General features: G+C 65.8%; 22 protein-coding genes. 7 read left to right on the forward strand and 15 right to left on the reverse strand.

Going from position 1 to position 26,922, the window contains the following annotated elements:
• Window positions 1-11: 11 nt before the first annotated feature.
• The 3 genes from nirB to AC1RKI_RS29360 form a co-directional block, all read right to left on the reverse strand.
• On the reverse strand, window positions 12-2,582 hold the full coding sequence (gene nirB, locus AC1RKI_RS29350; RefSeq protein WP_492798331.1) for a nitrite reductase large subunit NirB: 2,571 nt from the start codon (window positions 2,580-2,582) through the stop codon (window positions 12-14).
• 35 nt (window positions 2,583-2,617) lie between these two features.
• Window positions 2,618-3,931, reverse strand: a complete 1,314-nt coding sequence (locus AC1RKI_RS29355; protein WP_150982727.1) for an MFS transporter — start codon at window positions 3,929-3,931, stop codon at window positions 2,618-2,620.
• Window positions 3,932-4,298: 367 nt separating this feature from the next.
• On the reverse strand, window positions 4,299-4,853 hold the full coding sequence (locus AC1RKI_RS29360) for a winged helix-turn-helix transcriptional regulator (protein WP_492798333.1): 555 nt from the start codon (window positions 4,851-4,853) through the stop codon (window positions 4,299-4,301).
• A gap of 77 nt (window positions 4,854-4,930) precedes the next feature.
• Between AC1RKI_RS29360 and AC1RKI_RS29365 the strand changes: the two genes are divergently transcribed.
• Window positions 4,931-5,560 carry a GNAT family N-acetyltransferase gene (locus AC1RKI_RS29365; protein WP_492798335.1) on the forward strand — a complete coding sequence of 210 codons (630 nt, stop codon included), beginning with the start codon at window positions 4,931-4,933 and terminating at the stop codon, window positions 5,558-5,560.
• Window positions 5,561-5,655: 95 nt separating this feature from the next.
• Here AC1RKI_RS29365 and AC1RKI_RS29370 read toward each other — a convergent pair whose 3' ends face one another.
• Window positions 5,656-6,528, reverse strand: coding sequence for an EamA family transporter (locus tag AC1RKI_RS29370; RefSeq protein ID WP_492798337.1), 873 nt, complete (start codon window positions 6,526-6,528; stop codon window positions 5,656-5,658).
• Between the two features lie 178 nt (window positions 6,529-6,706).
• On the opposite strand from AC1RKI_RS29370, the gene AC1RKI_RS29375 reads away from it, so the two are divergent.
• Complete coding sequence (locus tag AC1RKI_RS29375) at window positions 6,707-7,426, forward strand: SDR family NAD(P)-dependent oxidoreductase (protein WP_061959107.1); 720 nt, start codon at window positions 6,707-6,709, stop codon at window positions 7,424-7,426.
• A 150-nt stretch (window positions 7,427-7,576) separates the two neighbouring features.
• Here AC1RKI_RS29375 and AC1RKI_RS29380 read toward each other — a convergent pair whose 3' ends face one another.
• From AC1RKI_RS29380 to acpA, 4 genes are all read right to left on the reverse strand, one after another.
• A complete protein-coding gene (locus tag AC1RKI_RS29380) occupies window positions 7,577-8,884 on the reverse strand; it encodes a type II toxin-antitoxin system HipA family toxin (RefSeq protein WP_341249605.1) in 1,308 nt (435 codons plus the stop codon).
• Complete coding sequence (locus tag AC1RKI_RS29385; RefSeq protein ID WP_099047635.1) at window positions 8,881-9,174, reverse strand: helix-turn-helix domain-containing protein; 294 nt, start codon at window positions 9,172-9,174, stop codon at window positions 8,881-8,883. The genes AC1RKI_RS29380 and AC1RKI_RS29385 overlap by 4 nt, the downstream gene beginning before the upstream one ends.
• Window positions 9,175-9,321: 147 nt before the next feature.
• Window positions 9,322-10,770 carry an MFS transporter gene (locus AC1RKI_RS29390; RefSeq protein WP_084004184.1) on the reverse strand — a complete coding sequence of 483 codons (1,449 nt, stop codon included), beginning with the start codon at window positions 10,768-10,770 and terminating at the stop codon, window positions 9,322-9,324.
• Window positions 10,771-11,101: 331 nt separating this feature from the next.
• Window positions 11,102-13,231, reverse strand: coding sequence for an acid phosphatase (gene acpA / locus AC1RKI_RS29395; RefSeq protein ID WP_150982741.1), 2,130 nt, complete (start codon window positions 13,229-13,231; stop codon window positions 11,102-11,104).
• A 256-nt stretch (window positions 13,232-13,487) separates the two neighbouring features.
• Between acpA and AC1RKI_RS29400 the strand changes: the two genes are divergently transcribed.
• Both AC1RKI_RS29400 and AC1RKI_RS29405 read left to right on the forward strand, forming a co-directional pair.
• On the forward strand, window positions 13,488-14,837 hold the full coding sequence (locus AC1RKI_RS29400) for a cytochrome-c peroxidase (RefSeq protein WP_492798341.1): 1,350 nt from the start codon (window positions 13,488-13,490) through the stop codon (window positions 14,835-14,837).
• A 209-nt stretch (window positions 14,838-15,046) separates the two neighbouring features.
• Complete coding sequence (locus AC1RKI_RS29405; protein WP_157779586.1) at window positions 15,047-15,733, forward strand: DUF1120 domain-containing protein; 687 nt, start codon at window positions 15,047-15,049, stop codon at window positions 15,731-15,733.
• 32 nt (window positions 15,734-15,765) lie between these two features.
• Here AC1RKI_RS29405 and AC1RKI_RS29410 read toward each other — a convergent pair whose 3' ends face one another.
• From AC1RKI_RS29410 to AC1RKI_RS29430, 5 genes are all read right to left on the reverse strand, one after another.
• A complete protein-coding gene (locus AC1RKI_RS29410; RefSeq protein ID WP_061959103.1) occupies window positions 15,766-15,990 on the reverse strand; it encodes a hypothetical protein in 225 nt (74 codons plus the stop codon).
• A 291-nt stretch (window positions 15,991-16,281) separates the two neighbouring features.
• Window positions 16,282-17,862, reverse strand: a complete 1,581-nt coding sequence (locus tag AC1RKI_RS29415) for a gamma-glutamyltransferase family protein (protein WP_492798343.1) — start codon at window positions 17,860-17,862, stop codon at window positions 16,282-16,284.
• Complete coding sequence (locus tag AC1RKI_RS29420) at window positions 17,859-20,450, reverse strand: branched-chain amino acid ABC transporter ATP-binding protein/permease (protein WP_492798345.1); 2,592 nt, start codon at window positions 20,448-20,450, stop codon at window positions 17,859-17,861. Before AC1RKI_RS29420 ends, AC1RKI_RS29415 begins: the two co-directional genes overlap by 4 nt.
• A complete protein-coding gene (locus AC1RKI_RS29425; RefSeq protein WP_061959101.1) occupies window positions 20,447-21,325 on the reverse strand; it encodes a branched-chain amino acid ABC transporter permease in 879 nt (292 codons plus the stop codon). Before AC1RKI_RS29425 ends, AC1RKI_RS29420 begins: the two co-directional genes overlap by 4 nt.
• A 93-nt stretch (window positions 21,326-21,418) precedes the next feature.
• Window positions 21,419-22,594: an ABC transporter substrate-binding protein gene (locus tag AC1RKI_RS29430; RefSeq protein ID WP_492798347.1), complete on the reverse strand. Its 1,176-nt coding sequence runs from the start codon at window positions 22,592-22,594 to the stop codon at window positions 21,419-21,421.
• A 238-nt stretch (window positions 22,595-22,832) separates the two neighbouring features.
• On the opposite strand from AC1RKI_RS29430, the gene AC1RKI_RS29435 reads away from it, so the two are divergent.
• The 3 genes from AC1RKI_RS29435 (at window position 22,833) to AC1RKI_RS29445 (ending at window position 25,279) form a co-directional block, all read left to right on the forward strand.
• Entirely contained in the window at window positions 22,833-23,816 is a 984-nt protein-coding gene (locus tag AC1RKI_RS29435; protein WP_492798349.1) for a polysaccharide deacetylase family protein, read from the forward strand.
• Between the two features lie 101 nt (window positions 23,817-23,917).
• Complete coding sequence (locus tag AC1RKI_RS29440; protein ID WP_061959117.1) at window positions 23,918-24,631, forward strand: GntR family transcriptional regulator; 714 nt, start codon at window positions 23,918-23,920, stop codon at window positions 24,629-24,631.
• Between the two features lie 12 nt (window positions 24,632-24,643).
• A complete protein-coding gene (locus AC1RKI_RS29445) occupies window positions 24,644-25,279 on the forward strand; it encodes a flavin reductase family protein (protein ID WP_061959098.1) in 636 nt (211 codons plus the stop codon).
• Here the strand turns inward: AC1RKI_RS29445 and AC1RKI_RS29450 are convergent.
• Both AC1RKI_RS29450 and AC1RKI_RS29455 read right to left on the reverse strand, forming a co-directional pair.
• Window positions 25,256-26,296, reverse strand: a complete 1,041-nt coding sequence (locus AC1RKI_RS29450; RefSeq protein WP_492798351.1) for a branched-chain amino acid ABC transporter permease — start codon at window positions 26,294-26,296, stop codon at window positions 25,256-25,258. The genes AC1RKI_RS29445 and AC1RKI_RS29450 overlap by 24 nt on opposite strands.
• The coding region (locus AC1RKI_RS29455) for a branched-chain amino acid ABC transporter permease (protein ID WP_492798353.1) at window positions 26,296-26,922 on the reverse strand (627 nt) is incomplete at its 5' end. The genes AC1RKI_RS29455 and AC1RKI_RS29450, both read right to left, overlap by 1 nt.

Raw genomic sequence — 26,922 nt, forward strand, 5'->3', positions numbered from 1 at the left:
TTCTCCTCGTATCAAGCTGCATTTGCGGGCACGGCAACCACGGGGATGTGGCTCAGGCGGGACCGCTGCAATTTCCGTTCCTCCGGCGTTGCCGGGCGAATCTGCCCGCGCGCTTCCAGGAACACGAGGTTGTCGTCGCGCAGGTCGCTGTTGACGAAGTGGCGGAAGCGCTGGCGGGTTTGCGGATCGGTGATGGCCCGCTTCCACTCGTCCTCGTAGGTGTTGACCACGTGCTGCATCTCGGCTTCCAGGTCGGCGCCGATGCCGAGCTTGTCGTCGATCACCACCGACTTCAGGTAGTCAAGCCCGCCTTCGAGGTTGTCGCGCCATGTGCTGGTGCGTTGCAGCCGGTCCGCGGTGCGCACGTAGAACATCAGGAAGCGGTCGACGTAGCGGATCAGCGTGGCGCGATCGAGGTCGCCGGCCAGCAGTTCCGCGTGGCGCGGTTTCATGCCGCCATTACCGCACACGTAAAGGTTCCAGCCCTTTTCCGTCGCGATGATGCCGACGTCCTTGCCTTGCGCTTCGGCGCATTCGCGCGTGCAGCCCGATACGCCGAACTTGATCTTGTGCGGCGCGCGCAGGCCCTTGTAGCGGTTCTCGATGTCGATCGCGAGCCCCACCGAATCGTCGACGCCATAGCGGCACCAGGTGGAGCCCACGCAGGACTTCACTGTGCGCAGCGACTTGCCATAGGCGTGGCCCGATTCGAAGCCCGCGGCGATCAGTTCTTCCCAGATCATCGGCAGTTCTTCGAGTCTGGCGCCAAACATGTCGACGCGCGCGCCGCCGGTGATCTTGGTGTAGAGGCCGTATTTCTTGGCGACCTGGCCCACGGCGATCAGGCCGTCGGGTGTCACTTCGCCGCCCGGCATGCGCGGCACCACCGAATACGTGCCGTCCTTCTGGATGTTGGCCAGGAAGTAATCGTTGGAATCCTGCAGGCTGGCGTGTTCTTCCTTGAGCACGAATTCATTCCAGCACGAGGCCAGGATGCTGCCCACGGTGGGCTTGCAGATATCGCATCCAAGCCCCTTGCCATGGGCGGCCAGCAGGTCGTCGAAGGTCTTGAACTTGCCTACACGCACCAGGTGATACAGCTCCTGGCGCGAGTACGGGAAGTGTTCGCAGACATGGTTGTTGACGGCCATGCCCTGCTTTTTCATCTCGGCTTTCATGATTTGCGTGACCAGCGGCACGCAGCCGCCGCACGCGGTGCCGGCCTTGGTGCACGACTTCATCGCGCCGATGCTGGTGGCGCCGTCGCCCACGGCCGCGCAGATCTGGCCCTTGCTGACGTTGTTGCACGAGCAGATCTGCGCGGTGTCTGGCAATGCGTCGGCGCCCAGCGCAGGCTTTGCCTTGCCGTCGGATGAAGGCAGGATCAGGAATTCCGGCGATTCCGGCAGTTCGATGCGATTCAGCATCATTTGCAGCAAGGTGCCATATTCGGCAGCATCGCCAACCAGCACACCGCCGAGCAGATACTTGCCGCAATCGGACACCACGAGCTTCTTGTAGACCTGCTTGCGTTCGTCGGTGAACTGGTATGAGCGGCTACCCGGCACATTGCCATGCGGATCGCCGATGCTGGCCACGTCCACGCCCATCAGCTTGAGCTTGGTGCTCATGTCGGCGCCGGCAAACGCCACGCCATCCGCGATGTCGCCGCGCAGATGTCGCGCCACGACGCGCGCCATGTCATAGCCGGGCGCCACCAGCCCGTAGATCTTGCCGTCCCACAGCGCGCATTCGCCAATCGCGTAGATGTTCGGATCGGATGTCAGGCAGTGATTGTCGATCACGATGCCGCCGCGCGGGCCTACGGCGAGACCGCTGCTGCGCGCCAGTTCATCGCGCGGACGGATGCCGGCCGAGAATACGATCATGTCGGTATCCAGATGCGTGCCGTCGGCGAAATTCATCCGGTGCGTGCCGTCCACGCCATCGACGATGTCGACGGTGTTCTTGCCGGTGTGGGCCTTTACGCCCAGCGCCTCGATCTTCTGGCGCAGCACGCGGGCGCCGCCGTCGTCGACCTGCACGGCCATCAGGCGCGGCGCAAATTCCACCACGTGCGTGGCCAGGCCCATGTCGCGCAGCGCCTTGGCGCATTCCAGCCCCAGCAGGCCGCCGCCGATCACCACACCGGTTTTGGCGCGCTGTCCGCATTCGCGCATCGCTTCCAGATCCTCGATGGTGCGATAGACGAAGGTGTCCTTGCGATCGTTGCCGGGCAGCGGCGGCACGAACGGATACGACCCGGTGGCCAGCACGAGCTTGTCGTAGGGCAGCGTCTCGCCGGTGGACGTGGTCACCGTCCTGGCAGCGGTGTCGATGGCGGTGGCTCGGGCGTTGAGCCGCAGCACCATGTTGTCGTGCGCATCGAAGAAGCCCGGCGCTACCAGCGAGAGGTCGTCGGCCGACTTGCCGGCGAAGAATTCGGAAAGATGGACGCGATCGTAGGCGGGGCGGGGCTCTTCGCAGAGCACCGTCACGTGGAGGTCACGAGCGCCGGCCTCGGCCAGGCATTCCAGCAACTTGTGGCCGACCATGCCATGCCCGACGATGATGATCTTCATGATGCTTTCCTTGTCCCGAAGTGTCGTAACGTGATTCAGTTGGCCAGCGCGCTGTCGTACAGCGCCTGTTCCTGAGCCTTGTGCTCCGCGCTGAAGCGCACGGCAATCGCGCACAGTGCGGCCAGCGTGGCGGCAACGCCCAGATACGTCAGCGTCAACTGCAGATCGCCAAGGCCCTTCATCAGGAAGCCAGCCGCCACCGCGCCGACATTGCCGCCAGCGCCGATGATGCCGGCCACACCGCCAAGTGCCTTGCGATCGATGAACGGCACCAGCGCGTAGGTGGCGCCGCATGCCATATGGGTGAACAGGCCGAACATCAGCATGGCGGCCAGCGCGGTGGCCACGCCCGATGCGTGGGCAAAGGCCAGCAGCCCAAGCCCTTCGCCCAGGATGAAGACGAACAACACGACCGCGCGCGCATCGAGTCCGCTGCGCTTTGCCACCTTGTCGGACACATAGCCGCCCAGCGCACGGGCAAACAGGGCCAGCAGGCCAAAGCTGGCGGCGGCCATGCCCGCGGCGGACAGCGACAGGCCGAAGCGGTCGACATAGAACGTGGCGGCGACGTTATGGATGAAGATCTCGACACCAAAGCAGGCGCCGTACGTGACAAACAGCATCCACACGCGATAGTTGGCGCTGGCCGCGCGGAAGCTTGCCCAACCGCCGCCGCCCTTGCCGCCGCTGACGGCGACGCCGCGTGCGCGCAGGTCCGAGAAATTGCCTTCGGGGCAGTCCTGTGTGAAACGCCAGTAGAGAACGGCCATGACCAGCATCAGCACGCCCGGCACGATCAGCGCGATGCGCCAGCCGAGCGCATGATCGACGCCAAGGAACAGCACGGCGGCCAGCAGCAGCGGCATCGCGCCTTGCGCGGCGCCACCGCCCGCGTTGCCCCAGCCGGCCGACGCCGCATTGGCGGTGCCCACCACGTTGGGCGCGAACATCACCGACGTGTGGTACTGCGTGATTACGAAACTGGCGCCCACCGCGCCGATCAGCAGACGGAAGAACAGGAACGTCTCGTAGTTTTGCGCAAAGGCCACGCCGATTACGGGGATGGCGCCGATGGCGAGGAGGCCGGTGTAGGTCTTGCGGGGGCCGAAGCGATCGCACATCGGCCCGATCACGAGGCGCACCAGGATGGTCACCGCTACGGCGGCAATATTGATATTGGCGATCTGGCCCGGCGTCAGGCCGAATTCGCCCTTCAGCACCGGCATCAGCGGCGCGCACGCAAACCACGCAAAGAAGCAGACGAAAAAGGCCATCCAGGTCAGATGGAAGGCGCGCATCTGCGGCGTCTTGAGACTGAGCAGATCGATCCGGGTGGCTTTGCCGTTCATCCTTGGGCTCCAAAAACAAATGGCGTCCCGAGAGCCTGGCCGCATGGGGCCAGTTCTGGGGACGCCGTTGTCCTGACGACCGCTACATGGCATAGCGGCCGCGCTGTGTGGGGTGGGCGGATCGCCGTTGATCGGCCCGCGCTCTATCACGCAAGCGTTGTGCCAGCGGTAGCGCGTATCGTTCTGGGAACTTTCAGGAGGGGAAGCCACGGATGACCGGCGAAATTGTGCCGATCGATACGCTTGAGCGCATCCTGGTGCGGCGCCAGACTGGGGCGCCCGCACGGGGATGGTGCAGTGCAATGTGCGTCGGCGGTGCGCAGTGCGTGCCGTTCAGCGGCGGGTCTGGCGCCAGACCTGGTCCGGCTTAATCCCGGCCGGTGCCGGCGACAGGCCTCGCCATCAATTGCATGTCGGACGGCGCAACCGGTTCGCCCGCTTCATCAATCAGTGCCGCGCGCACCCTGAGGCCGCTCACGCGCGACCGGACCTCGGCCGGTCCCTGGCCGTCGGCTTTCATATGGGCGTCGCCCCATTGCATCAGCCCGACCAGCACCGGCAGCAGTTCCACTGCCGCGCGCGTGGGGTGATAGGCAAAGCGCTCACGCTCGCCCGGCTGCCGGTATCCGACCTTGCGCAGAAGTCCGGCGTCGGTCAGCGTCTTCAGGCGCGCCGACAGCACGGCCGGCGAGCATTGAAGGCGGGTAAGAAAATCGTCAAATCGGCGCACGCCCGAAAACACGTCCCGCAAGATGAGCATCGTCCACTTTTCACCGATCAGCGACAGCGCCGCCGCGATCGAGCAGTCGGCGAACTGCGCGATGATGGGCGTCGACGGAGCGGTGGTCGGCGCAGAGGTGGTGGCCGCAGAGGAGGTAGGCTCAGAAGTGGGTGGCGATTCGGTCGTCATGCGTTTCAGCATAGCAGGCTAACTTCATTTGCAAAAGTCAGGGTTTCGACTATAGTTCTGACTATTAAAAATGTAGTTAGGGGTGGGCGATGGGATACCCGGGAAATGACGACGCCGCAGGCGGGCCGATTGCCGAAGCGGTTGCCGAAGCGGTTGCCGAAGAGAACTGGACGGTGCGCGGCGGCGTCTCGGTGACAATGCGGCCGGCACGCTCTGGCGACTATGCAGGACTACGTGCATTTGTCGACGCCCTGTCCATGGAAAGCCGATATTTCCGATTCCTGACCGGCGGACGCGTGGCCGATGACACCATCCGCGGATTTGTCCACCATCGCCCTGGGCGCGATGTGGCAGTGGTGGTGACCCACCGTGCCGCCGACGGGCGCGAATCGATCGTGGCCAACGCCGAGTATGTGGTCAACCCGGACGGCGTGGCCGAGCTTGCGGTAGTGGTCTCCGACGACTGGCAGGGCCAGGGACTTGGCCGCCGGCTGATCCAGCGCTTGCAACAACTGGCGCGTGCTGGCCGTCTGCATGGCATGCGTGGTGATGTGCTCAGCGAGAACCGTCGCATGCTGGCCATCATGCGCGACTGCGGCTTTTCCGCCCGACGCAACCCTGAGGACAGCCGTCTGCATGAAGTCAGCCTGACGCTGCACGAGACCCCCAAGCGCGTGCGCAACGACTGGCTGCCCCTGGACTGGTTTGCGGCGAGGTAAGCCACGAAACCGCTGTCTCCGCCGCATTTCTTCGCCCCGGTTACCCGAGCCCAAGGATGCGCCGCGCGACTCTGCAGCGCCGCGGCGGACCGCGGTCAAGCCTGCGATTTGCCGCGCGATGTCGCCGTGCAGCCGATCGACGCGGTGATGATCGCCGCGATGGCCACCCACTGAACCGGCGTCAGTTGTTCGTGCAGGAACGCCAGACCGGCCAGCGCGCCCATTGCCGGTTCGAGGCTTAGCAGGATGCCGAAGGTGCGGCGCGGCAGGCGTTTCAGTGCCACCATTTCCAGCGAATACGGGATGGCGCTGGACAGCAGGCCCACCGCCAGCCCGGACAGCAGCAACGCGGGGCTGAATAACTCGACGCCTGCGTGGGCGACGCCAAACGGAAATGCCACCAACGCGGCCATCGTCATCCCCAGCGAGGTGGCCTGTCCGCCGTGCGCGCTGCCGGCCATCTGGCCAAATACGATATAGAGGGCCCAGCCCACGCCCGCCGCCAGCGCGAAGCCGATCCCGACGGGATCGAGATGCGTGGACGCCTGGCCAAGCGGCAACAGCAGAATCAGTCCTGCGACAGCACAGGCGATCCAGAGGAAGTCGATGGCGCGGCGCGACGACAACACCGCCACGGCCAGCGGACCAGTGAATTCGATGGCGATGGCCAGGCCCAGCGGTATGGTGCGCAGCGACATGTAGAACAGCAGGTTCGTTGCGCCCAGCGCCGCGCCGTACAGGGCAATGGCGCGCGCGTGCGCGCCGGACAGCGCAATGCGCCATGGCCGCCATACGCAGATCAGGATCAGCGCCGCGAACCCCACGCGCAGCGCCACCGTGCCTTGCGCGCCAATCGCGCCGAACAGGCTTTTGGCAAATGATGTGCCGACGCATAGCGATGCCATCGAGCCGATCAGGGCCAGCACGGCCAGCAGGGTGTCGCTTTGTTTGATGCGGCTGAAGGGCAATTCGCGTCCTGAAAACAAAGGGCCCGGTGCCGGGCGGTGGCGCATCTTGCCCCAAAGGCGCATGGTCGGCCATACACAGATCACGGCACATGGCGCTGTACAGTTGCGCGCGCCGCGGCATTTGGCGCGTGCCGGGCGCAGGCACTATGGTTGAGGAACCCCGTTTCCGGAGTTCGCCATGCAAGCCAATGCCGCACGCCGTCATGTCGTGATCACGGGCGCCGCCGGTGCGCTGGGCCGCGCAATTGCGGCGCGGTTTGCCGCGGAGGGCGCGCGGCTGGCGCTGATCGACCGCGAGCTGCAGCAACTGCAGAGCGTCTTTGCCCATCCCGAACCCGATCACGGCGGCACCTTGCTGCATGCGGCCGATGTGACGTCGGACACCGCCATGGCGCCGGTGGCGGCGGCCATCCTCGATGCGTTTGGCACGGTTGATGTGCTGGTGCACGTGGCGGGCGGGTTTGAAATGGGCGAGCCCACGCACGCGCTGAGCCGGGAATCGTGGATGCGCATGATGGACTTGAACGCATGGTCGTTTATCGCGGTGACCGGGCACTTCATCCCCGCGATGATGTTCCAGCGCCGCGGCAAGGTGGTGGCCGTGTCCGCGCGGGGCGCATCGACGGGCGCCGCGACCATGGGTGCCTATGCCGCATCCAAGAGTGCGTTGCAGCGGCTGGTGGAGAGCCTTTCGCACGAAGTGCGCGGCGCCGGTATCAGCGTTAACAGCATTGCGCCCAGCATCCTGGACACACCGGCAAACCGGCACGCCATGCCGTCCGCCAACCCTGCGATGTGGGTGTCGACCGGCGCCGCGGCGCGCGCGGTGGCGTTCCTGGCTTCCGACGCGGCGGACGCGATTCATGGGCAGCATCTGGTCTTGGACGGGTTGAGTTAGCGAAGCAGGCGCCAGCGTTGCAACTGCCTGCACCGCCGACCGACCCATCGATTGTCGGCCGGACGCAAGCCCGCGGATATGCGACGATTCTCAAAATGCGGGACCTGGTGCGGCGCGATGCGACGCCGGGCCGCGCGTCGACTGCCGGGGCTAGCGCCGGCTGAGGCGCGCCAGCGGCAGCGTGCGCAGGCGGTCGAGCACCGCGGTCTTCATGGCGGGCGGGGTGGGCAGCGAATCGAGCAACGCCGGCCACCGATCCTGCGCCAGCGAGACCGCATCTTTTACGGCCGCCAGCGCAATCCGTTCGGCGATGCGCGCTTCCTGCGCGAAGCGGCGGTACGTTTCCAGGGTTTGTTGACGCTGCAGCACATCGATGGCCACGTTCTGGCCGAACGCCTGGAAACCGGGCAGCGCGGCCACGCAGACAATGTCGTAGGCCGGCGACAGTTCGGGCATCGTGCCGTTTCGATAGAGGAACGAGAAGTTTTTTAAGTGCGCGTCGCTGTTGCCGATCAGCGTGTTGACGGCTTGCCGCATGAAAAACTGCCGCACGTCCTCGATGCCGCGCACGCTTAGGCGTTCCAGCAGACGCACGATGGCCACGTAGGCGTCGTTACCCGCGTATTTTCGAGCCGGCATGCGCGTCAACACCTGGCAGCCGTCTTCGGCGTGCACGCGGCCGCCCGGTTCACGGTCGAAGCGATCCACGGCCAGGAAGTGCAGGTCGGCGCCAAGCGCGTCGGCCAGCCCGGGCACGTCGATGGCCCTGAGCGGTTGCGGCCGGCACACGGCCACCGCGATGCCGGCCGCCTGCGCCAGCTGCATCGACACGTATTCATTGAAGATCTGGCTGTCGTCGTTGCGCGCCGGCAGCTTTGCGATCAGGTCCGAAAGCCGGCCGTGCGCCGGCATCGTATAGCGCTTGCCGGCATGCGCGGTGGACAGGGCCAGCTTGTTCTGCACGCCGGAAACCGACGCCGCGCCTTCGGTTGCGCCTTCCACCACGGCCACTTCCAGATTGTCCGCGCCGCCGGTCACACCGACCGTGCGCACGTGGTCCGGCAGCGTCGCGATATCGGCGGGCCGCACGATCAGTGCGCCGGGCAAGTCCTCGCCGGCGGCCGCCAGCACGCCGAAATCGTCGCGGTCATCGGGATGGTGGCGGGTTGCTTCCAGGCGCTTGCGCAGTTCCCCTTCGGGCAGCAACCCGGCGAAGTAGGGCGGCAATTCGCCCTGGGTGTTGTAGAGCGCCGGATGAAATGGATTGGACAGAATCGTGGCAGTCAGCGCTTCGTTGCCAGGGATGGTCAGCGAAAGACTGAGCGTGGGGCGTGCGCTGTCGCCGCGGAACTGCTCGCTGGGTACGAAGCGCGTGGTGCGGCCGGCTTCGCACAGGTAGCCGCAGAGTATGCCGTGCAGGTGGACGGCGAGATAGCGTGGGCGAAGGCCGTCCGTCACGATTCATCTCCCAGCAACAGATCGATCGACGTAGGCGCCGCGCGGTCCGGTCCGGTCGATTTGCCGGCCAGCACCTGCTGCACGGCTTCCAGTTGCTCTTTGGGAACGAGCACCCATTCGGCGTCGAGTGCGGCGGCTACGGAGCTGAGTGTCGATGCGCGCACATCCTGCTTGCCGCTTAGCGCGACCGACAGGTTCGACGGCGCCATGCCGATCAGACGCCCGACTTCGGCCAGCGATAGGGCCCGGCGGCGGCGCAGTTGTTGGAGGGATTGGTAGAAGGAAGCCATGCGTGGTCGATGTGGTTATGACAAAGCATAGCATCGGTTTTGAAATTATGAAATAACATATAAATAATGGTGTAGATATGCTATTACATAATAAAAGGACGCGATGCGGCGAAAAACGAACCCGCACGCCAGACCGCCCCAAAACGGCTACCGCTCCGTTCCCAAAGGCGGCGCGACCTCTTCGAGCGGTCGCCTTTCCGCATCGACACCGTAGCGCAGCGCCATCGTTCCGGCGATGATCACCAGCGCGGCGCCAATGCCATAGCCGATCGCCACGGCGCCGCGACTGCCGGTTTCGATCAGCATGCCGAACAGCAGCGGGGCGACGAATCCGCCGGTGCCGGTGCCGATGGCATAGAACACCGAAATCGCCAGCGCGCGCATTTCCAGCGGAAACACCTCGCTGGCGGTCAGGTAGGCCGAACTGGCGGCAGCCGAGGCCAGAAAAAACACGGCCGACCAACACAGCGCCTGCGACCGCGCATCGAGCCAGCCCTGCATGAATGCCCAGCCCGTGGCGGCCAGCCCCACGCCCGAGAGCACGTACGTGACCGCGATCATCTTGCGCCGGCCGATGCGGTCGAACAGCGGGCCCAATACCAGCGGCCCCAATGCATTGCCGAGCGCAAACGGGAAGATATAAAGCGCCACGCGTTCTTCGGGCACGCCCTGGAAGCGCGTCAGTACCAACGCGTATGTGAAGAAGATGGCGTTGTAGAAAAACGCCTGCGCCACCATCAGCGCGAACGTGACGATGCTGCGCGTGCGATAGCGGCGCAACAGCAACGGCACGATGTCCTTGAGCGCCGGGACGGGTTTGCCGGCGTAGGCCACGGTGGCATGCGCGGCAACGGTCGGCAGCTTGCCGTGTCGGCGCGATATCTCGGCTTCGATCTCGTCGATCACCCGCGCGGCTTCGTCGTGACGGCCGTGCGTGGTCAGCCAGCGCGGGCTTTCCGGCACATGGCGGCGGATCAATACGATCGCCACGGCCAGCACGGCGCCGAGTGCGAAACACACGCGCCAGCCATGCACGGGACCGAACACGCGCGGATCCAGCAATACCAGACTGAGCCCGGCCCCCAGCGCAGCGCCGAGCCAGAAGCTGCCGTTGATGGCCAGATTGACGCGGCCGCGCACGCGCGCGGGAATAAGTTCGTCGATGGCGGAATTGATCGCCGCGTATTCGCCCCCGATGCCGAGCCCGGTGGCAAAACGGCATACCGCAAAAAACGCGAAATTCGGCGAAAACGCGGTAGCCAGCGTCGCGGCCATATAGACGGCCAGCGTGGCCAGGAACAGCCGCTTGCGGCCAAGACGGTCCGCCATGCGCCCGAATACCAGCGCTCCGCACACCGCGCCGAGGATATACAGCGAGCCCGACCAGCCGACCTGCGTGGCGCTCAGCGCGAGCGTGTCGGGCCGCTCGAGCACGGCGCCCACCGACCCGACCAGCGTGACCTCAAGGCCGTCGAGCACCCAGGCAATGCCAAGCGCGATGGCGACGCGCCAGTGCCACGCCGACCACGGCAGTCGATCCAGACGCGCGGGAATATCGGAATGCCAGGCAGCGATGGCGGTCTCCTTGTTCGTCATGCCGCACGCGCCGCGCAGTGGCCGGGTCCAGCGCCTGCAGCGCATCGTGCGGAGGGCTGCGGCGATCATAGCCCGTCAGGATACGGCTGGCTGTCGGCGCCTGGCCGACGCGCGTTCGACCCATGATCGATGCGCTGCGACCCCTGGGGACAGCGCAGCAGGGGAAAGCGGAATCCGGGGTAAGCGGCGGTCGCACGTTGCGCGTGACGGCAGCGCGTATCGGCGTATCGCGCGATGCCATAGAAAAAAGGGAGTTCCGCGATGGAACTCCCTTTTCTGGCTGGCCCGGCTGGCCGCGCTGGCTTGCGGGCTGAGTGGGCCTTACTGCGCCTTACTGCGCCGGGAACGTCAGCGCGTTGCTCAGGTCGCCCATCGCCGGCTTGCCGTTGGCGATCAGCGCATCGTCACGCAGCTTCAGGCCAGGCAGCGTCGGCAGCGCAAAGCGGTGCGTGATGAAGCGCAACACCGAAGCGGTGTCGTACTGCGTGTGATCGACGAAGCCGCGCTTGGCGAACGGTGACACGATGATGGCCGGGATGCGCGTCCCCGGACCCCAGCGATCGGCCTTCGGCACGGGTGCGTGATCATAGAAGCCGCCGTTCTCGTCGTACGTCACCACGATCAGCATGTTCTTGTACTGCGGGCTCTTCTGCAGTTGCGCGATCACGCTGGCAATGTGGGCATCGCCGTCGGCAACGTTGGCATAGCCTGGGTGCTGGTTCAGGTTGCCTTGCGGCTTGTAGAACGCTACCGCCGGCAGCTTGCCTGCCGCGGCATCCGCCAGGAACTGCGAATCGAAGTCCTTCAGGTGCGATGCGCGATAGTCGGCGTGATTGAGCGGATTGAAGGCCGCGTAGTAATTGAACGGCTGGTGATGCGCCTGGAAGTTGGGCGTCGTGTTGTTGTAGATCAGCGAGCTGTTGGCCGACACGGCCTTCCACGCACCCGCATACCACGCCCAGCTCACACCGCGTTGGTCCAGCAGCGTGGCGATGGTGTCCTGCGTCTGCTCAGGCAGCGTGCTGGCCTTGGCCGGATCGGCCAGCAGCTTGGTGCCATCCGCTGCCGCCGGCGCGTTGCCGCTGGGCTGGTACGGTGGCTGCATCGTGTTGACGGCGTAGTACATGCCGCTGCTGTCCTTTGGCGTCAGCGTGCTGTCGTTCTGGTATTGCGCAGTACCGGTGAGCACGCTGGCCGGGCTGGTGGCCTTCAGCGTCAGGTTCTTGAAATTGCCGTTGGCGTCGGTGTCGATGGCCGAGATCGACCCTGAAGCCACCGATTTATCGGCATTCGGATACTGGGGCGCACATGCGCAGACCAGATACTGGTGGTTCAGGAACGAGCCGCCGAATGCGCCCATGAAGAAGTTGTCGGCCAGCACGTAGTCCTGCGCCAGCTTCCACATCGCCATGCTGCTGCCGTCGTAGTAGCCCATCGTCAGGCCGCCGGCATCGGAGAACGCGGCGAATTTGTCGTTCTTGCCGCCGTTGATCTGCATCTGGTTGTTGTAGAAGCGGTGCACGAGATCGCGCGTGACCACGTTCTGGCCAACCACCGTGCCCGTACCGTTCACGCCGGCCGGATCGTCGATGCGGAACGGCTTGTTGGCCCAGCCCACGGTGCTGTCCTGCGGCAGCGTCACGCTCTGGCCCGCGGCGGTCAGGCCGCCCCAGGTGGGCGGCAGCGATGCCAACGTGCTGCCGTCGAAATCCTTCTGAGGTTCGGCTGTGCCGACCGAGCTCGGATTCACGCCCGGAATGCCGTTGGCGCCGGGAAACAGGCCGTACAGGTTGTCGAAGCCGCGGTTCTCCGCGTAGATCACCACTACGTTCTGGATGTTGTTCAACGCCAGGCGCTTGGTCACGCCGTCGCGGATTGCCGCGCCGATGTCGCCGCCAGACGCCACCGCCGTGGCAATCAGGTCGATGGCCTGTTCGATTTCGGCCTGCAGCGCAGCCTTGATCGTGCTGTCCGTTTCCTTGTTGTGGTCTTCCAGCAGCTTGTCGGCGGCAACGCCCAGGCGCGTGGCCAACTGGGTGCGGGCGTTGTCGAGGTTGCCGCCATTGGCGTCCATCAGCGCGGTCAGTTCGGTGGAAATCGCGCTGATCACGGCGTTGGCGCCGGCTGGTGCGCGGAACACGAGCTTGCGCGTCACGGCGTTATGGCCGCCGGCATCGTCGTTGCGGAACGCATCGGTGTCGATCACGGCCACCACCGGGCCCTGGCCCGTCAGCGTGAACGCGCCCTTGGCGTCGGTATAGGCCGATACTTCGCCGCTATCGCATTGCGAATTGTTGTTGGCGTCGATACAGACCTTGGCATGCTCGAAGTAGCTGCCGGTGACCACGCCGGACGTGGTGGCGGCCGGCGTTGCGGCGCTGCCGGAATCGCTGCCGCCACAGGCGGACAGGCATGCGGCGGCTATTGCGGCCAGGGGCCACAGACGGTTGAAACTGCTCATGGCTTTCCTCTTTCTTATATGTGGGAATTGCGATGCGTCGACAAACATGAGTACTGCGGGGTGCGCCGCGAGTGTGATCCGCGTATATGTCAGATTGATGATGCGGCGCACGCGGCCTCGGTGCGCGTGATCGTCGGCATGCCGCGCGTCAACGGCCGCCGCTGGTGTCATTTCGATGAATCGACATGGCGCTGTCATAAATGGTGCTTAGGCTGTTGCGCCATTCCTTCGTCACCCTCGCCGTCGTCACGCCGTCATGACCCTGCCACCGCTGCTGTGGAGCGTTGCATCCCCATCGCTCTTTACCTGGATGCGCATCGCCGGCGGCCTGCTGATGGTCATGCTGGCGAGCCTGATCGGCGGTTGTGGCAAGGCCGACCCGGCCGCGGGTGCGCAGGCTGCACAGGCGCCCATCGCCACAAGCGCGCCCGCCGCGCGGCAGCCCGCAGCAAAGCCGTTCTACGCGATGATGGCGGAACGGCGCCCCAACATGGCGGCGCTCAATGCACTGGGCAAGGCGCTGTTTCACGACCCGTCGCTGTCCGCGTCTGGCAAGCAGTCGTGCGCGAGCTGTCATAGTCCCGAGCACGCATACGGGCCGCCCAATGCGCTGTCGGTGCAGCTGGGCGGTGCCGATATGACGTTGACCGGCGTACGCGCCGCACCCTCACTGCGCTACGTGCAGAACGTGCCCGCCTACACCGATCACTATCACGAGAACGACGGCAACGACGCCGAGGACCAGGGTCCGACGGGTGGGCACAACTGGGATGGCCGCGCGAATTCCACGCACGAGCAGGCGCGCATTCCTCTGCTGTCCGCGCACGAGATGGCTAATGGCGAACCGATCGTCGTGGTCGAAAAGATCCGCAAGGGCCCGCACGCGCAGGCATTCCGCGCCGTGCTGGGCAACGATGTACTCGATGACGACGCGACGGCCTTCAATGCGGCACTGATGGCACTGGAAGTGTTCCAGCAGACGCCGGCGGAGTTCTATCCGTACACCAGCAAGTACGACGCGGTGCTGCGCGGGCAGGCAAAGCTGACCGCGCAGGAACAACGCGGCCTGCGGGTCTTCAACGATCCCGACAAGGGCAACTGCGCCGCCTGCCATCCGGGCGATATCCGTGAAGGCGCGTTCCCTGCCTTCTCCGATTTTGGATTTATCGCGTTGGGGGTGCCGCGCAACCGCAAGCTGGCGGGCAATGCCGACCCGGCATTCCACGACCTGGGCCTGTGCGGACCCGATCGCACTGACCTCAAGGACCGCGCCGACTACTGCGGTCTGTTCCGCACGCCTTCGCTGCGCAATGTGGCACTGCGCCAGGCGTTCTTCCACAACGGCGTGTTCCATTCGCTCGACGAGGTCATGCACTTCTATGCCGAGCGAGACGTCAAGCCGCAGAAGTGGTATCCGCGCGGCCCCGACGGCAAGGTCCGCAAGTTCGACGACCTGCCCGCGCAATACCACGACAACGTCAACATGGAAGCGCCATTCGGCGGAAAGCCCGGCGACAAGCCGCGGATGACGGAAGGCGAGATGCGCGATGTGATCGCATTCCTGAAGACGCTGACCGATGGTTACCAGTTGCCCACCGCGCACTGACTGAGCGCGACACCATCGCGCCAGACATCACACGCGCAGAACCTGCGCCGCTGCGCCGATTTTCCACGGTTGCGCGGGGAATTCGCGCGCCTGCGCAATGACGATCTGGCCGATCGCACTTCTTTGGCCTAGCTTATGAGAGGAGCGAAATCGTGGCGCCGCGCAATGTCGCGCGCGGCCTGTTCAGTCAGATGAGGCAGAGTGCGAACATGCGTAAACCGTTGACGTGGCGGAGCGTCCTGGCGATCGGGGCAGCGATGGTTCCCCTGGCGGGGCTGCCGGAAGACACCATGAACCTGACGATGGGCGGCAAGTCGCTGCCATCGGCGTGTGATGTCTCGCTGAGCGGCAACGGTCGCGTCGATTTTGGCCTGGTGCTTGCCGATGCGCTCCAGCCATCGTCACCCACGCATCTTGCCGCGCGCACGGTGACGCTGACCGTGGCGTGCGACGGCCCGACACGGCTGGCCATCGCCACGCGCGAATCGCGTGCCGGCACGGCCGCAGCCGAAATGGACGAAGCGGTCGGCGCGCCAAGCGTCTACAGCGTGTTCGGGCTTGGCGCATTGGGTGGCACCAATCTTGGCGGCTACGGCATTCGCTATGCGTCGCCGCTGGTCGACGGCGAGCCCGGGTCGATGCTGTTCAGCGCAAATCTGGCGTCGGGATGGAGCAGGGTTGGTACGGCGTCCGACCAATCGGGGGGATTTGCCTATACGTTGGACGGCGTGTACTACTCGTGGACGCAGGATGCCGGCTATATGCCGGGCGCCTTCACGACCGTCATCGTGCCGATGACGGTGACGGCGGCAGTGGTCGCGCGTAGCGCGTTGCCAACCGTAATGGCCCGCGTGCCGCTGGAAGGCATTGCTACGGTGTCGCTGGTGTACCTGTAGCGTCGTAGCCTGCGGGCGTGCGCCTGGCGGGCTCAGCCCGCGCGGCCCATGGCGTCGAGCATCAGGCGGCCATGGTCGGTGATGCGCGGGCTGGGACGCTGGCCTTGGTCGCCATGCAGAACAACAAGCTGCTTTGTGATCAATGCGTCGAGATCGACGGGATCGATTTCGCGCGGCGCGGTGGCGGTGGTGTCATCGCGGGTATGCGGGCCATTGCCGATCAACATCAGCGTGGCCAGTTCATGTGGGCTCAGCACGGTGTTCTCCTTTGGTAAAGGGGAGCGGTTGCTGGGGACTGGGGGGCGCCTTGACCGGTGCAGCCAGACGCCCCTCCGACGGGATTGTGGACCATCGCCCCGGACCATGCACGCTGCAATGCATCGTGATGGCAAGTCGACAGTCACTGCGTTGGACGGGTCGCTGCGGCACGGGTTCCGTGCCGATACAAAACCACTACAAAACGCGGGGCTTTCACCGCCTCGTCATGCAGGCGGCATGTCGATACCGCGCATGATGCCCCACCTTCGCGCTGCGTTGCGCGATGTCCCTCACACGGCCATGGCAATGCCGTCGCTGCGCGGATCGTGCGCGCCCGCGCAGCGTCCGTCGTCATACAACGCGATAGCGCCTGGGTGTCCCGCCAGCGGGCTTTGCGCGGGGATCACGCTGACCTCGTGCCCCAGCGCGATAAGCGCAGCGATCACATCGTCGCCGGCGTCGGCTTCGATCTTGAGCGAATCGCGCGCGTCGGAGAACGTGCGGCCCAGCAGGAATCGCGGGCGCGACAGCGCGTCGAGCGGATCCATGCCGTAATCGATCAGACGCGTGAGCACGGCCGCCAGCGTTTGCGGCTGGCCGTCGGCGCCCTGGGTGCCGTATAGCAGGCAGGGCTTGCCGTTGCGCAGGTACATGCCCGGATTCAGGGTATGGAACGGCCGCTTGCCGGGCTGAATGACGTTGTGATGGCCTGGCGCGGTGCTGAATGCCGCGCCGCGGTTGTGCCAGAGGATGCCCGTATCGCCGGCCACCACGCCGCTGCCCCAATCGAAATACACGGTTTGCAGCACGCTTGCGCAGCGGCCCTGGCTATCGACCGCGCCAAGGTAGACCGTGTCGCCATGCTGGTAGACATGCGGCCACGGCAGCGCGCTGGCCGTGTCGATACGGGCCGCCAGCGCGTCGAGCCGGTCCGGCGCGAGCATCGCGCGTGCGGGGACGTCGACGAAATCAGGATCGGCCACGTAGCGGTTGCGTTCGATGAAGGCCTGTTTCACGGCCTCCACCAGCAGGTGATAGAAGGGCGCGCTGCCTTCGGCGGTATCGGTGAAGTCGAAGCGCTCCAGCATGCCCATGATCTGCAGCGTGGTCACGCCTTGCGTGGGCGGCGGCAGGCTCAGCAGTTCGCCGCCGCGATATGCCACGCGCAGCGGTGCTTCGTCGCGTGCGGCCGTGTGTCGCAGGTCTTGCAGCGTCAGCGGCGAGCCCGCTTCGCGCAGGCCGGCGACGATGCGTTCGGCCAGGTCGCCTTCGTAAAAGTCGCGCGCGCCATGCGTGGCAATGCGATCGAGGCTGCGCGCCAGCGCCGGTTGATGCAGACGGTCGCCCGGCTCGGGCAGCCGGTCGTGCGGCATGAACGTGGCGGCAAAGCCGTGCCAGTCGCGTAGTTCGTCCTGGCGGAAGGCCTGCCAGAAGCGCTGCGACGGCGTCACCTCGAAGCCGTCGTGCGCGTGGCCGATGGCGCGCTGGAACAGGCTGCCCCACGCCTGCGTGCCGCCCCACAGATCGCGGCTGATGGCGAAGGCGCGATCCCACGTGTCGACCGTGGCGGCCGTCGTGATCGCAGCCGCGGCGCCGCGCGTGGGAATCGCCTGCGCATAGGCCGGCAGCGTCTGCGCCGCCTGGCCGATGCCCGATAGCGTGCGTACGTTGCCCGCACCGTCGCTGACGATCCAGAACGCGTCGCCGCCCAGGCCGGTGAAATGCGGATAGGTAACGGCCAGCGTGGCGCCGATGGCGATGGCGGCTTCGATTGCGTTGCCGCCCGCGCGCAGCACTTCCAGGCCGGCTTCGCTTGCCAGCGCATGAGGGCTGGTGACCATGCCCGCGCTTGAAGTGGCCAGCGCACTCATGCGTGCTGTCCTCCGAGATAGGCTTGCACCAGGGCCGGATCCGCGGCCAGCGATTGCGCATCGCCGCTGGCCACCACGCGGCCTTCCTCCAGCACATAGGCGCGGTCTGCCAGCGACAGCGCCAGCGCGGCCATCTGGTCGACCAGCAGGATCGTGATCGACGCTTCGCGCAGCTTGTCGAGCGAAGCGAACAGTTCGTCGATGACCTTCGGCGCCAGGCCCAGCGACGGTTCGTCAAGCAGTAGCACGGCCGGCTTGGACATCAGCCCGCGCGCCACGGCCAGCATCTGCTGTTCGCCGCCGGAGAGCAGGCCCGCACGCTGATGTTGCCGCTCGCGCAGGCGCGGAAAGCGCATGAACATCGCTTCGATCCGCTGCATCATCTCGGCGCGCGTGATGCGGCCCGATGGGAAGGCGCCCAGCCGCAGGTTGTCCAGCACCGACAGCTCCGCAAACACCTGACGGCCTTCGGGCACCAGCACCACACCCATTTCCGCAATCCTCGCGGCGTCGAGCCGCGCGAGGTCGGTGCCATCGAACGTGATGCCGCCTTGCACCGGCCGATGCAGGCCGGCCATGGCGCGCATCAGGGTCGATTTGCCCGCGCCATTGGCTCCCAGCAGGGCCACCATTTCGCCTTCGCGCACCTGCAGGTCGACATCGTGCAGCACCGGGGCCGCGCCATATCCGGCCCGCAATGCCGATACGCCAATCACTTCGGGAAGCGGCAGCTTGGCCTGCGCCGTGGCGGGGCGGCTGCGCGCCGGCGCGTCCGACGCTTCGCCCAGATAGGCGCGCATTACGGCCGGGTTGGTGCGTACCGCGTCCGGCGTGCCCGCCGCCAGATGCTGTCCCGCATCGATCACGACAATGTTGTCGGAGACGTCCATCACCAGCGACATGTCGTGTTCGACCAGGCCCACCGCCACACCGCTGTCGGCGATCCGGCGCAGCAGCCGACCCAGTGTCGCCTTGTCTTCGCGAGACAGCCCAGCCGCCGGCTCGTCTAGCAGCAGCACCGCCGGGCGCGTCGCCAATCCGCGCGCGATTTCCACCAGGCGGCGATCCACGTGGGCCAGGTCGGCGGCGCTGGCGTCGGGGTTGCCGGTGTAGCCGCACGCTGCCAGCAGCGCGCGCGCTTCGTTGCGCACTGACGGCGCGGTGAATCCGGCGATGCCGAGCAGCGCGCCGAGCTTGCCGCGCGTGAGCGCGATGGCCACGTTGTCGACCGCGCTCATGCCGGCAAATAGTTGCGTGGTCTGATAGGTGCGCGAAATGCCGTGCCGCGCGCTATGACACGCGCCACGCGCCGGCAGCGCTTGCGCGCCGAGCCGGCGCGCGCCCGAGCGCGGGCGGTAGTAGCCGGAAAGCATGTTGAGCACCGTCGACTTGCCCGCGCCATTGGGACCGATCAGGCTGGTCACCTGTCCCGGCGGCAAATCGAACGACAGGTCGTCCACCGCGCGCACGCCGCCAAACACCATCGACAGCCCGACAGCGGAAAGTCCGCGCCGCGCTGCGGCATCGCGCACGGGAAGCGTGGCGCCGCCCACCGCGTCGACCACGGCCGGCCGCGCCGGAAGCAGCCGTCGCAGCGCCGTCGTCACCACACCGGTGATGCCGGTCGGTGCCACCCACAGCACCACCAGCAGCAACACGCCGAAGCACAGCAGCCGCAGGTTCTCCAGGCTCGACAACATTTCGGGCAGCAGGCCGACGATCACCGCGCCCACCAGCGGTCCGGCGACCGTGCCCGCACCGCCGATCATCACCACCAGCACGAACAGGATCGATTGCAGGAACGAGAACATGCCGGGCGTGACCATGCCCTGCAGCGGCGCGAACAGTCCGCCCGCCAGGCCGGCCAGCGCTGCGGAAAACGCGAAGCCGACGGTCTTGACCACCAGCGGGTCGATGCCGATCGAGGCGGCGGCGGTTTCGCTGTCGCGCACGGCACGCATCGCCGCGCCCCAACTGCCGCGCGCGATCCGCGCATAGGCTGCTACCGCAAGCCCAAGCACGGCGATGGCGATCAGCGCCAGCGCGCGCTCGCCGCCGTCCACGCCGGGCAGCGACGGCTGCGCAATGCCCATCAGGCCGTTCTGTCCGCCGGTCAGCGTGCGCCACTCCACGGCGCCGTGCTCGACGATAAAGCCGAATGCAATCGTCACCATCGCCAGGCCTGGGCCTTTCACGCGCAGTGCCGGCAGCGCCAGCAGCGCGCCTAGCACGGCTGCGATCAGCGCGCCCACCGGCCACGCCGCCCAGAAGCTCCATCCCGCTTGCCCGGTCAGGATGGCTACCGTGTACGCGCCGATCGCGTAGAAGCCCACATGTCCGAACGAAACCTGGCCGGTAAGCCCCAACAGCAGGTTGAGCCCCACGCCGCAGATGGCCAGCATCGCCACGCCGGCGATGACGAAGACGAAATAGCCGTTCAGCGTCAGCGCCAGCACAGCCGAGACGACCAGCACGGCGATCATCGCCACGATCTGCAGCGGCGTACCCAGCCCGAGCACGGGCGCGGCTGCGCGCGGCGCATTGGCCGGCGGCGCGGCGGAAACGGAAGACACCATGGATTTGCTCATACCTTGCGCACCTCCGCGCGACCGAACAGCCCATCCGGCCGCAAGGCCAGCAGGGCGATCACCAGCGCGAACGTGATGATCTGGGTGTAGCTGGAGCCCAGCGATGCGGTGACCAGCGCTTCGGCCACACCGAAGATCAATCCGGCAATCATCACGCCCCAGGCGCTGGAAAGCCCGCCGAGGATGGCCACCGCGAATGCCTTCAGGCCAAACACGGTGCCCATGTCCGCCTGCACATTGAACAGCGGGGCGATCAGTACGCCGGCAATGCCCGCCAGCAAGGTGGAAATCGCGAACGCTCCGGCAATCGTGCGGCGGATCGGAATACCCATCAGGCGCGCGGCATCGCGGTTCTGCACCACGGCCAGCATCGCCACGCCCCAGCGCGATTTGCGCAGCACGTAGTGAAGCAGCGCCGCGAGCAACAGCCCCACTACGGGAATCACGAGTTGCAGCGGGTACACGCCCACGCCGGTGCTGCCCAGTTGCATCGATTGCGCGGCCAGCGGCGACGGCAGGCTGCGCGGCTCGGTGCCGAACCACAGCATCACCACGTTATCGAGCACGATGCCCAGCGCCACCGTTGCCATCAGCCACGCATTGGAGCCGCGGCTGGCAAACGGGCGCACCGCCAGGAATTCGACGGCCAGGCCGTACAGCGCGCACAGCGCCAACGCCAGCACGATGGCCAGCGGCATCGGCCATCCCAGTGTCTGTGCAAACGCGTAGGTGAGCACGGCGCCCAGCATCATCGAACTGCCCTGCGCAAAGTTGACCGTGGCCGATACCGCATAGGTGATGTGAAACCCCAGCGCCATCAGCCCGTACATGCTGCCCAGGCCAAGCCCGCTGATGAGGGCGGATATCCATAACATGGTGAGTCCTTGATTCGGTTGCGCTCCTCCTGCGGCCACGTTGCGTCGCCGCGGGAGGAGCCAGGGCGGAAGCCGGCGGCGCCGGCGCCTGCCTTACTTCTGCACCGGCACGATGCGGTTGTCGATGAACTGCGCCCACACGTAGTCGTTTTCGGTCAGCGCGTCGTGCTGCTGCGGCGAGAACGGCTTCACGTAGGTCTTGATCAGTCCTTCGTAGCGGTCGATTTTGTAGAAGCCTTCGCGCACCGCATCGCCCTTGGTGCTGCCCGCACGGGCGATGGCCAGCGCCGCCAGTTGCGTGGCGTCGTACGCGTTGGCCACGCCCACCGCCGGAGTGATGTCGTCCGGCCCCTTCACATCGCTGTACTTGGCCTTCAGCTCATTGATCACGCGCGTGCTGACCGGCGTCTGCGTGCCAAAGAAGCTGTAGGTCTGCACGAAGTGGACATTGCGCGCGTTCGGGCCGGCCAGTTCGGTAAAGCGGCCGCCAGCCGGGCCCCAGTGCGATACCACCGGCACCTTCCAGCCCATGCGGTCGAGCGATTTCACTACCTGCGCCGACGGCCCGACGTTGCCGACCATCAGCAGCACATCGGCGCCGGCCGCCTTCAGGCGGCCCAACTGCGGCACCACGTCGACGTCGTTGGCTTCGAATTTCTCCACGCCTACCGGCTTGCTGCCCTTTGCCGCCAGCGCGGCGACAATGCCTTTTTCGTTCGATTCGCCCCATGGGTTGTTCACCAGGATCAGGCCCGGCTTGGTGGCGCCGAATGCTTTCTGTGCGTACTGCAGCATTGCCTTGTCGACCACTTCGTCGACGGCCGACACACGGAACGCGAAATTCGGATTGGCGCCGTTGTGCGTGATCGGCGTGCCCGCGGCCCACGGTCCCATGAACGGCACCTCTTCCTGGTTGGCGATCGGCACGATGGCCATCGACACCGGCGTATCGAGCCCGCCAAACAGCACCGCTACCTTTTCCTTGTAGATCAGCTCGCGCGCGGCGAGCACACCCTTGGCCGGGTTGCCTTCGTCGTCGCGGCGCACCAGTTCCAGCTTGCGGCCGCCCAGCAGGCCGCCGCGCGCGTTGATGTCGTCGATCGCCACGGTCATGCCGCGCGTCAGCGCTTCGCCGGCGCGCGCCGATTGGCCGGACAGCGCCGTAATCAGACCGATCTTGATGGTGTCGGCCGCATGCGCGGGCAGGGCGGTCATGACACAGGCAGCGGCAGCGGCTGCGATCAGTGCACGGCGTTGGGGACGAAACATGGCGGATCTCCGGATGGGGGTTGGTTTCGGAGCCGCTGACTCGCAAGACCCGTGCCACGATGTCGACGAATCGTCGCTGTGAGCCGCGACATCGCCACAGGCAACACGTAGACGATATGGCGCAGATATTGCGAACGATTTGCCAGCATGCATGCATACGATCTGAAACGGGGCGTCGCGCACGAAGACGGTGCCGTTTGCGGAGCGGATGCACCAACCAGAAGAGAGGCAATCGTTCATGACCTTCAACCCGAGCCCGCTGGCAGCCGCACAGGCCGCCGCCGCGCCCACGTTTGGCCCGTTGCGCCATCACGGCAGATTTCCGTATCGGCCTATCACCGATGTCGACGATTTCCGTTGGCCCAACGGCGCGCGGCTGGCTGTCTATCTCGGCTTCAACGTCGAGCATTTTGCGTTTGGCGAGGGGCTTGGCGCCAACCTCGGGCCGGTATCGCCGCAGCCGGACGTGCTGAACTACAGCTGGCGCGAATACGGCAATCGCGTGGGCGTATGGCGCTGCCTGGATCTGTTCGACCAACTCGAAATGCCGGCCGGCGTGCTGCTCAACACCGCGCTGTATGACCACTGCCCCGAAGTGCTCGACGCATGCCTGGCGCGCGGCGACGAACTGATCGGCCACGGCCATACCAATGCGCACCGCCAGAGCGAATTCGACGAGGCCGGCGAGCGGGCGCTGATCGAGCATTGCCGCGACCGTATCCGCGAACATTGCGGACACGCGCCGAGTGGATGGCTTTCGCCGTGGATATCGGAGACGATGACCACCCCCGACCTGTTGGCCGAGGCTGGTTATCGCTACACGCTGAACTGGGCGCACGACGACCGGCCCGTGCGCATGCGCACCCGCAACGGTTCGTCGCTGTGGTCGATCCCGTATCCGCAGGAACTCAACGACATCCCGATGATCATCGGGCGACAGCTCGATGGTGCGGCGTTTGCCGACATGATCATCGACCAGTTCGACGAAATGCTGGCACAGGCCAACCACGCGCTGCATCCGCAGCCGCTGGTGATGGGCATTGCGCTGCATCCGTATCTGGTGGGGCAGCCGTATCGACTGCGGCATCTGCGCCGCGCGCTCGCGCACATTGCCGCACGTCGCGCGCATGGCGATGTCTGGCTGACAACGCCCGGCGCGATCTGCACAGCGATGGATGCGTTGCCGTCGCCAGCCGCCAGCAATCCGCACGCTTCGCGTTAACATTCATGGCCATTGTTTCCTTGAGCGATTTCATGTCAAGCAACGCTGCACACAAGGCGCCCGCGCGCGCCGCGGCCAAACGTGCCGCAACCCCGGCGGAAATGGCGCCCGAGCCGCAGGATCCGCAAGACGATGGGCAGGATGCCGACACGCGCATCTATCGCGCGATCTTTGACGGCGTGCTCAATCACCGGCTCACGCCAGGCACCAAGCTGCCCGAGCCCGAACTGTGCAATCTGTTCGGCGTCGGACGCGCCGTGGTGAGGCGTGTGCTCGAGAAACTGGCGCACGACGGCATCGTGGCGCTGCGCCCGAACAAGGGCGCCGTGATCGCCGAGCCGACGCCGGAAGAGACAAGCCAGATATTCGAGGCGCGCCGCGCCATGGAGCGCGTGCTGGTGGAACTGGCCGTCGCACGCGTGACCGAAGAGGATTTGCGCGACCTGCGCCGCCAGTTGGCCGACGAGCACGACGCGATGCATCGCTTCGATCAACCATCCTGGGCGCGGCTGGCCAGCGGTTTTCATCTGCGCATTGCCGCGCTGGCGCGCAATGCGGTGCTGCAGCGCTACCTGACCGAACTGGTCTCGCGCTGCTCGCTGATTGTCGGTTTATATGAACCGCCGGGACACGCGCCGTGCGAGCACGACGAGCACGCCGCCATCGTGGCCTGCATCGAGGCGCGCGATGCCGCGGGCGCCGTGGCGCTGATGGAGGCCCATCTGTGCGAGCTGGAACAGAGGATCGAAACCTCGCGCATGCAGGGCGAGAAGAGCCTGGCCCAGATGCTGGGATTGGCGCAGCCGCAGGCTTGAACAAGGAAACGCATGGAAATCGATTTCAGCGCCATTACCGAATATCAGCGCTACAAGCTCATGGCCAGCCTGATCGTGCCGCGCCCGATCGCGCTGGTGACCACGCTGGGCGAGGATGGCACAGCCAATGCGGCGCCATTCTCGATGTTCAACATGCTGGGCGAAGAACCGCCGATCGTGATGATCAGCGTGAACCGGCTTGGCGACGGCGCGCTGAAGGACACGGCAGCCAATATCGTGCGCACCGGCGAGTTCGTCGTGCATCTGAGCGATGAGGCGATGGCCGAGAAGATGCATCGCTGCGGCGAAAGGCTGCCGCCGCATATGAGCGAGCTCGAGCACGTGGGACTGACCAGCGCGCCGTGCACCCAGGTGGCGCCGCCGCGTATCGCCGAAGCGCCGGTAGCCTTCGAATGCAAGCTGTGGGAGACGCTGGAGACCGACAGCCGCCAGATCTTCATCGGCCGCGTGCTGCGCCTGCATGCGCGCGACGGCTTGATCGACACGGAGCGCTGGCGCGTGCGTCTGCAGGACTACTTCCCCGTGGGACGCTTTGGCGCCAGCTTCTACGTGACCACGCGCGACCGCTTCTCGCTGGAAAAGGAGTCGGGCGTGGTCACCGCGTCAACCGCGATCGACGAGATGTGAGCGGTGCGGCGCGGACGGTCCGCGTCGCGCCTGCCACTGTCCGGCCATGCCGATGATTTCGCCGACGATGCCGCGGCGAAAGGTCAGCACGCAGATCACGAAGATCACGCCGGTCACCATGGTGACCGATTCGCCGAGCGTGTTGAACCAGTCGATGCCCGTCGCGCCGGCCAGGAACGTGCCGGCGTCGCCGAGCTTGTTTTCCAGCGCAATCACCACGAACGCGCCGGCGATTGGTCCTGTCAGCGTGCCCAGCCCGCCCACCAGCGTCATCAGGATGACCGCGCCGGACATCGACCAGTGCACGTCGGTCAGCGTCTCGAAGCCAAGCACCAGCGCCTTGAGGGACCCGGCCAGCCCCGACAGCGCGGCGGACAGTACGAACGCGGTCAGTTTGAAGCGGTCCACGTCATAGCCCAGCGACATCGCGCGCGGCTCGTTTTCCTTGATCGCCTTGAGGATTTGTCCGAATGGCGAATGGATAGTGCGCACGATCAGTGCGAACGCGGCGATCACGACCATCAGCACAAAGTAATAGAGCACGAGATCGCTATCGAGCGGCAGCATGCCGAGCAGCTTTCCGCGCGGAATGCCCTGGATTCCATCCTCGCCGCCGGTAAACGGCGCCTGCAGGCAGAAGAAGTAGAGCATCTGGGCCAGCGCGAGCGTGATCATCGAAAAATAGATGCCCTGGCGGCGAATGGCCAGTGCGCCCATGGCCGCGCCGGTGAGCGCCGCAAAAGCGGTCCCCAGCAGCAGGCCAAGCTCCGGGGTCAGTCCCCATTGCTTCATCGCGTGCCCGGCCACATAACCCGCGCCGCCGAAGAACGCGGCGTGTCCGAACGAAAGCAGCCCGGTATAGCCGATCAACAGATTGAAGGCGCACGCAAACAGCGCAAAGCACAGCACCTTGAGGACGAACATCGGATAGGCGCCCAGCGCCGGAGCCAGCAGCGCCAGCAACAGCAGCACGCCGTACACCGCGAACCGGCCGCGGCCGGAAGATTTCTGCAGCATTATTTTTCCTTCCCAAACAAACCTGCGGGCCGCAACATCAGCACGATCACCATGATGAAGAACACCACGGTCGACGATGCCTGCGGGTAGAACACCTTGGTCAGGCCCTCGATGACGCCGAGGCCAAGGCCGGTGACGATCGACCCCATGATCGAGCCCATGCCGCCGATCACCACCACCGCAAACACGACGATGATCAGGTTCTGTCCCATCAGCGGCGATACCTGAATTACCGGCGCGGCCAGCACGCCGGCAAACGCGGCCAGCGCCACGCCGAAGCCGTAGGTCAGCGTCACCATCAGCGGCACGTTGACGCCAAACGCTTCGACGATCTTGGGGTTTTCCGTGCCGGCCCGCAGGTACGCGCCGAGCTTGGTCTTCTCGATCGTGAACCATGTCCCCAGACACACCACCACCGACGCGGCCACTACCCAGGCGCGATAGTTCGGCATCACCATAAAGCCGAGATCGGTGGCGCCCTGCAGGGCATCGGGCGGCGAATAGGGCAGGCCGGAGACGCCGTAGACCGATCGCAGCACGCCCTCGATGACCAGCGTGATGCCCAGCGTCAGCAGCAGGCCGTAGATGTGGTCGAGCTTGTAGATCCAGCGCAGCATCGTCTTCTC

This window comes from Cupriavidus sp. GW822-FHT06G04 (assembly GCF_058799075.1).